Source organism: Pandoraea sp. E26, from assembly GCF_000681415.1.
Classification (GTDB): Bacteria; Pseudomonadota; Gammaproteobacteria; order Burkholderiales; family Burkholderiaceae; genus Pandoraea; species Pandoraea pnomenusa.
The window spans coordinates 1-9025 of sequence record NZ_AYXJ01000046.1 but is presented as its reverse complement, the minus strand read 5'-3'; the positions used below and the strand labels follow the sequence as shown (position 1 = coordinate 9025).

Genomic DNA, 9025 nt, shown 5'->3' with positions numbered 1-9025 from the left:
AGCCTCAATAAATTTAAAGCTAATCTGCCGAAGCAGACGCACTATTCATCGAGTGCCCACACTTATCGGTTGTTCAATTTTTAAAGATCAATCGCATCACACTTCGCTTCGTCGCCAACTTACCGCGCCGTCGCTTCGTTTTCTGCGTCGCTGCATCAGCAGCAGAGAAGTGAGATTATGTCGCAGCTTCTCGTCGTCGTCAACAGTTTTTTTCGCTTTCTTCGCTCGCCGCCGTAGCGACTCGCCTGCTCGAAAACCACCAACCACCGGGCTTTCCAGCCCGTCACCCCAACCGCTTCGCCGCTTTCGCTGCGTCGCCGTCGTTGCGAGAGACGAGATATTAGTCACGTTCGCCCAACCGCGCAAGCCCTTTGTGAAACTATTTTTACGGAGCGGGTGCGTTTCTCTTCGCCTCGGCCCCTCCTCGTCCTTCAGAAGTCGGCAACGGGACGCCGTGAGCGCCTGCGGCCTCATATATATAGAGAGAGAGAAGCCGAAGAGGGGAGACATCGCAATTGGCATAACGCAACGCGACGTTCAGCGCCGCTCTCGTCACTTCACGCACCAGAGGCCCTCCCCACCCCCGCCGAATCCTGGGCGGCGACGGCAACGCCTCAGGCTGGCTCGCGACGATGCCGTCCGATTCCTCCGTGATACAACGCAGGGGACGTCATGCCAAGTTTGTGGGCCATGATGACGAGATCGGCGAACGAGCGCGCTTCCATCTTGCGCATCGCATTGCCGCGGTGAATCTTCACTGTGACTTCGCTGATCCCAAGCTCGTCGGCGATGTGCTTGTTCATCCGCCCGGCCGCCACGAGCGCCATCACCTCGCGCTCCCGTTGCGAGAGTCGCTGCGCGCGCTCGGCAACATCACCACTGATCTTCTCGATCGCCAGCCGCTGACGGTCTCGCGCCAGGCCCGCTCCGACCGCGTCGAGCAATCCGCCCTCGGTCAGCGGCGGCGTAAGAAAGTCGACCGCCCCGGCCTTCATGCCCGACACACTCATTGTCACGTCCGCATGACTGGCGACGAGCACCACCGGAATCGGATCGCGCAATGCCGCAAGCTCGTGCTGGAACGCCAACCCGCCGCCAGGCACATCGAGATCGGCCGACAACACAAGACACGCCGGACCTGTGGCCCGCGCGTGCGCGAGAAACGCAGCGGCGCTCTCGAAGCCCAGTATCGCCAGGCCCGCCGACGCGAGTTGCGCGCAAAGCGTATCGTTGCGCGTCCGGTCGCTATCAACGACATAGACGCTCGGGGTATCGCAGTCCGAAAGCCGGTTCATGCAGGGCGGCAGAGTCAAGGGGAATGCTGCTGAGTATACGTTAGTCACGTGCTTCTTAAACGAATCAAAAAGCACGAACGTGCTGCCGATTTCGGTGGATAGCCGGCCGTGAAGCCCCGTCGGCAAAGGCGCCGGTCGTGCTAATACGAAGAGACGATGGAAGCTGTCACATCGGCGGCATACGCTCTCGGATGGTCGTGTGCGGTGCCGTTACGACCCATTCCAGCCTTCCCTCCGGAGTCTTCCATGTCGAATCCCAAGCTCGAAGTCCTTACCCCCCAGAACTGCCAGCTCATCTTCATCGACCATCAACCGCAGATGGCATTCGGTGTTCAGTCGATGGATCGCCAGGCGCTCAAGAACAACACCGTCGGGCTGGCCAAGGCTGCCCGCATCTTTAATATTCCGACGACGATCACCACGGTGGAAACCGAATCGTTTTCGGGTTTCACGTATCCCGAACTGCTCGACGTCTTCCCGAACCAGAAGCTGCTCGAGCGCACCTCGATGAACTCGTGGGACGACCAGAAAGTGCGCGACGCGCTCGCCGCCAATGGTCGCAAGAAGGTGGTGGTCTCGGGCCTGTGGACCGAAGTGTGCAACACGACCTTCGCGCTGTGCGCGATGCTCGAGGGGGGCTACGAGATCTACATGGTGGCCGACGCCTCGGGCGGCACCTCGCGTGAAGCCCACGACTACGCCATGCAGCGCATGGTCCAGGCCGGCGTGGTGCCTGTGACGTGGCAGCAGGTCCTGCTTGAGTGGCAGCGCGACTGGGCGCATCGCGACACGTACGATGCCGTGATGAAGCTCGTGAAGGAGCACTCCGGCGCGTATGGCATGGGCGTGGACTATGCCTATACGATGGTGCACAAGGCGCCGCAGCGCACCGAAACGCCGCACGAAGCCATCGCCGCGGTTCCCGCTCGCTGACAGGAGTCCAGCCATGCCCGCCCCCACGCCCGATCTCATTCTGGTCAACGGCAAGTTCTCCACGCTCGACCGTGCCAATCCGCAGGCCGACGCCGTCGCCATTGCCGGCGGCACGTTCACCGCGGTCGGCACGCGCGAAGACGTGATGCGACTGGCCAGCGCCGATACGCCGATCATCGACCTGCAGGGCCGCCGCGTCATCCCCGGCCTGATCGACAGCCACATGCACATCATTCGCGGTGGCCTCAACTACAACATGGAGTTGCGCTGGGACGGCGTACGCTCGCTGGCCGACGCCATGCGCATGTTGAAGGATCAGGTCGACCGGACGCCTGCGCCGCAATGGGTCCGCGTGGTGGGCGGCTTTACCGAACATCAGTTCGTCGAGAAGCGGCTGCCGACCATCGACGAACTGAACGCCGTCGCGCCGGACACGCCGGTGTTCATCCTCCACCTGTACGACCGCGCGATCCTCAACGGCGCGGCGCTGCGCACGGTGGGCTATACCAAGGACACTCCCAACCCGCCGGGCGGGGAGATCGTGCGGGATGCGTCGGGCAACCCGACCGGGCTGCTGCTTGCCAAGCCCAATGCGACCATCCTGTACGCCACGCTAGCGAAGGGTCCGAAGCTGCCGCCGGAGTATCAGAAGAACTCCACGCGCCACTTCATGCGCGAAGTCAACCGGCTTGGCGTGACCGGCGTCATCGATGCGGGCGGCGGATTCCAGAACTACCCCGAGGATTACGAGATCATCGAGGCCCTTCACCGGGAAGATCAGTTGACGGTGCGTCTCGCGTACAACCTCTTCACACAGAAGCCCAAGGCGGAGCTCGCCGACTTCAGCAGTTGGGTGAAGCAGGTGAGCCCGGGCCAGGGGGACGACCTGTACCGTCACAACGGCGCGGGCGAGATGCTGGTGTATACCGCGGCCGACTTCGAGGATTTCCGCGTGGAGCGTCCCGAAATGCCGCCGTCGATGGAGGACGATCTGGAGCCGGTGGTACGCCTGCTCGCGGAGAATCGCTGGCCATGGCGCCTGCATGCGACCTACGACCAGACCATCTCGCGCGCGCTGGACGTCTACGAGAAGGTTGCGAAAGACGTGCCATTCGACGGCCTGCACTGGTTCTTCGATCACGCCGAGACAATCAGCGATCGCAACATCGACCGGATCGCGGCGCTTGGTGGCGGCATCGCCGTGCAGCATCGCATGGCATACCAGGGTGAATACTTCGTGGAGCGATACGGCGCGCGGGCGGCCGAGGCAACGCCACCGATCCGCCGCATGCTCGAGCGAGGCGTGAAGGTGGGCGCGGGCACGGACGCCACGCGCGTCGCCTCGTACAACCCGTGGGTGTCGCTCTACTGGCTGGTCACGGGCAAGACGGTCGGCGGATTGCGCATGTACGCGCCGCACAATCTGCTCGATCGCGACGAGGCACTGCGCCTCTGGACCGAGGCCAACACGTGGTTCTCGTCGGAAGTGGGCAAGAAGGGGCAGATCAAGATCGGGCAACTGGCCGATCTCGCCGTGCTCTCGGCCGACTACTTCAGCGTTCCCGAAGACGATATCCAGGACATCACGTCGGTGCTCACGATACTGGGTGGCAAGGTCGTGTACGGCGATGGCGACTTCAGCCGTCATGCGCCAGCACTCCCCCCGGCGATGCCGGACTGGTCGCCGGCGCGGCACGGCGTGGGCTATCAGCCGCGCGGGCCGCAAGCGCTCAATGTCAGCGTGCGCTGTGGCTGCGCGAGTTCCTGCGGCGTGCACGGTCACGCGCATGCGAAGGCCTGGGGTGCCAACGTACCGGCGTCGGACGAGAGCGGCTTCTGGGGCGCCCTCGGCTGCTCCTGCTGGGCCTTCTGATTCCACCGACGTCATCCGAGGTGTGTCATGGCCACATTGCAACCGTCTTCCGATCCTTCGCCGCCCGTGGCGCGCGGCGCTCTCTCGCTGCCGGGCTGGGTCAGCTGGCTGGCGCTGTTGCTGCTGTGCAGCGCCTATCTACAGGGCGGCATCGACAAGGCGCTGGATTTTCGCGGCGCCATCGCCGAGATGCAGCACTTCGGCCTGTCGCCTGCCGCGCCGATGGCGGTCGCGGTCATCGTGCTCGAGATCGGTGCGTCGCTGATGATCCTGACAGGCAAGGGGCGATGGCTGGGTGCGTTGGCGCTGGCGGCCTTCACGCTGGCGGCGACATTCCTTGCCAATCGTTTCTGGGATGCACCGCCCGAGGCGCGCCAGATGATTGCCAACGGATTCTTCGAGCATCTCGGATTGGTCGGCGGCTTCATTGCCGTGGCCTGGTACGACCTCGGCATCCACGCTTCGCGGAGATCCTGATGAAGCTCTATCTCGTTTCGCTCGCCGTCGGTATTCTCGTCGGCGTCATTTACGGTGGCCTCGGTGTACGCTCGCCGGCGCCGCCCGCCGTCGCGCTGATCGGCCTGCTCGGCATGCTCATCGGCGAGCAGGTGGTGCCGCCGGTGAAGCGTTTGCTCGCGGGCGAGCCTGTCAATCTCGTGTGGTTCCATCGCGAATGCGTGCCGAAGATCACCGGCCTGCCGGCCCCCGTGGCGAAGACGCCGACACAAGACGGCAAATCGGAGACGCCGCAGGCTTGAGGCTGCGGCGTCTCCGGAAGTTACCGAGGGCCGAACGTTTCGGTGTAAAAGGGCAATGGGAGACCGCCGGGTGGGTGCTGAATGGCCGATTGGTGGTCGGTCAATGCCCCATCGACACCGGATCAACGCCCGATCTCATACTCCCGCAGCAGGCGGCAAACACGCCCCTTATCGACCTCCGGGATGCGGTCCATGCCCACGTACGGCCAGAACTCCTCGACGGCGGCGCGACCTTCGACGCCGTCGGCGAGCAGGCAACCGAGCGCGTCCGCGCGCCGGCGCTCCGGCAACAGATCGAGCGAAAGCACCAACGCGTCCATTACGCGCTGCTTACGGCTGCCTTTGAAAAAGCGCTCGCCCACGTCGTGGACGAAGCGCGACCACATTCCGGAGGGCGCGCCATTGCCGGCGGCCGCGCTCCACTGATCGCGCAGGACCCGATCGCGCCGCAATGGCTCTCTGAAGAAGGCGAAGTCGTCGGCAGGCCCGCGATCGGCCGGCGACTGCGCGTGGCACACCGATACGTCGGGCGGCGCGGATACGGTGCGGGTCATGGTTGGCGTGAGTGGCTGCATCATCAATCTCCTCAGGTGATGGGAGATCGCATCCTGCCATCCCGGCGTCCCCGTGCTTTGCCAACGCATCGGCGGGCTTGTCATTCCGGCAATACGTCGATCGACAGCCACCTGTCATCCCGAACCGGCATCACCGCCATCGGCCCGAAATTGCCCTTCCGATGCCACATCGCCCCGCCGCCTTGCACGAAGACGGCGCGGCAACAACCTGCTTAAGCCGACGCGTTCACGACAATTCGTCAAAGCGTATGCTCAACCCTATCTTTCTTGCGGCAGCGCGCACATCCCGCTTTGCCCTCGACGCGACGACGACCGAGCCCGGGGCCGCCTCGGCAATCGCCTTGATGTGAATGCCCTTGATATCCTGTGAAAGGCATCGGCCCAACGCAAGCGTCCGAGCCCCCATGTAGAGGCCGCTCAAGGTGACAAGATGTCGCAACGACATCCCCGGCTCGCCGAATTCCAGCCTCACCTCCTCTAGCCGGTGCGGTGTTCCGTCAAGCTTCAGGCAACGGGTACCGGATGCACTGCACGTCAATTCAAGCGTTTTGAGCGCTGCCAACGGCGTCAGGAGATCCACTGGCACAGACGCGGGATGGTCGAAACGTAGATGGAATGCCATTCCCAGACCGGTAAGCCTGGCCCCCGCGATATCAGACCGAAGAAACTGAAAGACCCTGTCATTGAGCAAGGCGGCACTCGACGCGTCGTCCTGACATTCCTCCCACTTCAGGCCGCGAATCACGACGCAATCGCAATCGTCGAGCCCAACTTGCTGAAACACGTCCAACACCGCCATCGCTAGCGCATCGTCCAGTCCACCGACATGAGCACCAAGCTGCCGGATACGATCTTCACGCACCCGGTGCGCCAGTGCCGCCTTGAATTCTGCCGGTCTACCGCGATGAATCCGTGCCAGCTCACGAACCAGCGCAGCGCAGGACGTGAGCGATTCGGCTCTGACATGCCTGAACACCACCTCGGATATGACGGCATTACCGAAGACGCCGCGCCAAAGCCTCATGTCGAAGGGTTCGGTTGCACGCGAATCTCCGGATCGGCGGCCTCGACGCGGAACAACGAGCGAGGCCGCCCGACCCGCTACGCGTTGCATGATTGCAGGGAGCCCCGCGGACGTACCTCCGGCTCCCAAACGCCATGCCCCCAGCTCCCCGGGGAAGCGAATTCGTATCGTCATCTCGGGCCTCGCGGTTCACGGAACAGACAGTGTGTAACCCAAGTGCCCCTTATGGTTCTCTCACACGACGACCGCCACGATATTACCGCGGCTTCGCGACCGCTCCGTAAGCCCCGGCGGCCATCAGACACGCACGACAGGAACGAATGTTTCGCTGGATGTTACTCAAGCGTTATCAGAATTCCTCTTTGCCCTATGAAACTGCCTTCCTTTATCAAGTTTCCATGTTGCGGCACACGAAAACGGTCATCGCGCGGTGTCGAGACCCACGCTGTCCGCAATGAAATCGAGATGGTTCCGTTGGGTCGATCGGCTTCACGCCGCGCAGCCACCATGCAGGCCGGGGGCAGCGGCGCCGCACCGCTGAACAATCGCACCAATGTCGTGGCACCGCCGTTATCGCGAATTCAAGTCCCCCTTAGCGAGGGGCAAATGGCTGCGCTTGAACAATGGGCCAACGCGGAGACCGGTCTGCCCGGTGAAAAGCGCAAGGAGGCTGCGGGCATCATCGCCACCTGTGCAAAAACGCTCGCACTCAAGCTCGACCTCTCTCAGCTCGGGCTCACGGAGCTTCCGCCGGATATCGGGCTGTATTGCCCCCAGATCAAGGAGCTCCTGCTTGCCGGCAATCGGCTGGACCGACTTCCCGAGTCAATGCGGCATTGCCGATTGCTCACACACGTCGACATCTCGATGAACCGGCTTTACCTGGTGCCGGACGCCATCAGTACCTGGCCAAACCTGACATTCCTCAACCTTGAGGGAAATCGCCTCGTTACACTCCCTGACGAGGTGTTCTCACATCCCCGACTCGCGGAACTGAAGGTGAACCATACTCGGCTGCGAACACTTCCCGACAGCATGCCTACGGGCAGCCCACTGCGCCATATCGACCTGCGCGGCATGGAGATACGCCCATTGCACGGCGCCATCTCCAATCTCTCCCCGGAATGCGAGGTACTGCTGAGTTCATCGCAGTACGCGCCGGGCGATATCGAGGCGGTGATGGCCATGAACGCACCGCGCTTCGATTTTTGCGCCGACGCTTCGCTCGACGAATCTGTTCCCGGTTCGGATGTCCGCGAGGAGGTATTTGGTTGGTATGCCGGGCGTGACATTCGCCTGTGGTCGGAAATCTCGACAGACGCCCATGCCGATACGCTGGCCAATTTCCTGGATGTGCTCCACCATGTCGCGGAATTCCGGCATCCCGATTCGCGAAACCGCCTCGAAGCCCGCGTCGAACGGGTACTGCGAAGCTTCGAACGCGCTTCGGATGCGTTGCGCGCAACGTTATACCGCATCATCGACGAAGGGCTGACCTCGTGTGAAGACAACGTCGCGGTTGCACTCCAACAGGTCGAGATGGCATTGGTCGAGCAGGACGCGATTTCGGGGAACATCAGTGTTTCCGAACTGATACGTCTGGCCAAACAAAACTTCCGTGAGGAAGCGCTTACCAAGCTCCTCGTGGGGCATGAGCAGGCGAACGGAGGCGTCGATGACGCGAGCGCGAGCCACGGGTTCGCCGATCAGGTTTCCGTCTATCTTGTCTATCGCCGTGCCCTGCAAGCCAAAGGCATCGAGTTCGCGGGAGGAACGGAGATGGTGATTCACTCCAGACTCGCCGGCGAGATCGATGGTGCACTCGGCGAGGACATCGATCAGGCCTACGCCACACTCATGTCGCTTGAAGACGGCAGCGAAATGCAAGCCCACGTTGCGCAGTATGCGCCCCTGCAAGGCTACGTCCGCAGCCGGAATCCCGTGGCTTTTGCAGAGGTGGAAGCCGAATATGCCAAGCGGGCCGACATACTGAATGCGGCAAACGACATGCTGACAAGCGGGGAATCGGTGCGCCGGTGGAACGCGCTTAGCGACGAACGCAATAAAGCCCTGTCCGAGTTACACCACCGCCTTCTCGACGAATTGCTGCGCTCGCCCGATTCGCTTCCCACTTCGCGCGGCGGTCCCATCCCTTCCCCTATCTCCGCCTGACCTGAGGACCTGAATCATGGTTGCCGCGACTTCCGCTTCCCCACTGCTGCGCCCGACATCTGGGAAACCATCCGTTTCTACGCAACAAACGCCGCGAGAAGCCGCCATGCATAGGCTGCTCGAGGGACTGAGCCATTCGAACCATCAAACCGCGACGATGGCGGCGCGTGAGCACATCACGTGGTTGGGCGACGCCAACGTCAGCGATCAGGTGGGTCATTGGGAGGAATCACTTCCGGTGCTGCTTAACGGCATGCTTCGGGGCGACAAATGCAGCGAATACATTTGCAAGGCACTGATGCGCGTTGCACTTGACAACGAATCGCTGCGTCCGGTGATCGAACAATACGCCCACGAGTTCACCCATTGTCTGATTGACCCTGCCTCGTTTCCAC

Annotated in this window: 9 protein-coding genes; 6 read left to right on the top strand and 3 right to left on the bottom strand. The window is 62.5% G+C overall.

The genetic code is table 11. The features are described from left to right. Positions 1 to 614 precede the first annotated feature (614 nt). A complete protein-coding gene (locus W930_RS28715; protein WP_023873256.1) occupies positions 615 to 1295 on the bottom strand; it encodes a response regulator transcription factor in 681 nt (226 codons plus the stop codon). A 246-nt stretch (positions 1296 to 1541) separates the two neighbouring features. Between W930_RS28715 and W930_RS0124155 the strand changes: the two genes are divergently transcribed. From W930_RS0124155 to W930_RS0124140, 4 genes are read left to right on the top strand one after another with little or no spacing between them, the layout of a single operon-like run. Continuing rightward, positions 1542 to 2228, top strand: a complete 687-nt coding sequence (locus W930_RS0124155) for a hydrolase (protein WP_023597352.1) — start codon at positions 1542 to 1544, stop codon at positions 2226 to 2228. Between the two features lie 13 nt (positions 2229 to 2241). Then, positions 2242 to 4101 (top strand): amidohydrolase, encoded by a 1860-nt coding sequence (locus W930_RS0124150; RefSeq protein WP_023873255.1) that lies wholly within the window; start codon positions 2242 to 2244, stop codon positions 4099 to 4101. Between the two features lie 27 nt (positions 4102 to 4128). Continuing rightward, on the top strand, positions 4129 to 4578 hold the full coding sequence (locus W930_RS0124145) for a DoxX family protein (protein ID WP_023597354.1): 450 nt from the start codon (positions 4129 to 4131) through the stop codon (positions 4576 to 4578). Next, positions 4578 to 4859 (top strand): XapX domain-containing protein, encoded by a 282-nt coding sequence (locus W930_RS0124140; protein ID WP_023597355.1) that lies wholly within the window; start codon positions 4578 to 4580, stop codon positions 4857 to 4859. Before W930_RS0124145 ends, W930_RS0124140 begins: the two co-directional genes overlap by 1 nt. 122 nt (positions 4860 to 4981) lie before the next feature. On the opposite strand, the gene W930_RS0124135 is transcribed toward W930_RS0124140, so the two are convergent. Both W930_RS0124135 and W930_RS0124130 read right to left on the bottom strand, forming a co-directional pair. After that, positions 4982 to 5434 (bottom strand): hypothetical protein, encoded by a 453-nt coding sequence (locus W930_RS0124135; protein WP_152552672.1) that lies wholly within the window; start codon positions 5432 to 5434, stop codon positions 4982 to 4984. A 226-nt stretch (positions 5435 to 5660) separates the two neighbouring features. After that, the gene (locus tag W930_RS0124130; RefSeq protein WP_023873254.1) at positions 5661 to 6458 is read right to left on the bottom strand and encodes a hypothetical protein; all 798 of its coding nucleotides are present in this window, start codon (positions 6456 to 6458) and stop codon (positions 5661 to 5663) included. A 369-nt stretch (positions 6459 to 6827) separates the two neighbouring features. Between W930_RS0124130 and W930_RS29365 the strand changes: the two genes are divergently transcribed. Both W930_RS29365 and W930_RS28705 read left to right on the top strand, forming a co-directional pair. After that, positions 6828 to 8630: an NEL-type E3 ubiquitin ligase domain-containing protein gene (locus W930_RS29365; RefSeq protein WP_081326939.1), complete on the top strand. Its 1803-nt coding sequence runs from the start codon at positions 6828 to 6830 to the stop codon at positions 8628 to 8630. Between the two features lie 16 nt (positions 8631 to 8646). After that, on the top strand, positions 8647 to 9025 hold a 379-nt coding region (locus tag W930_RS28705), incomplete at its 3' end, for a hypothetical protein (RefSeq protein ID WP_152552671.1).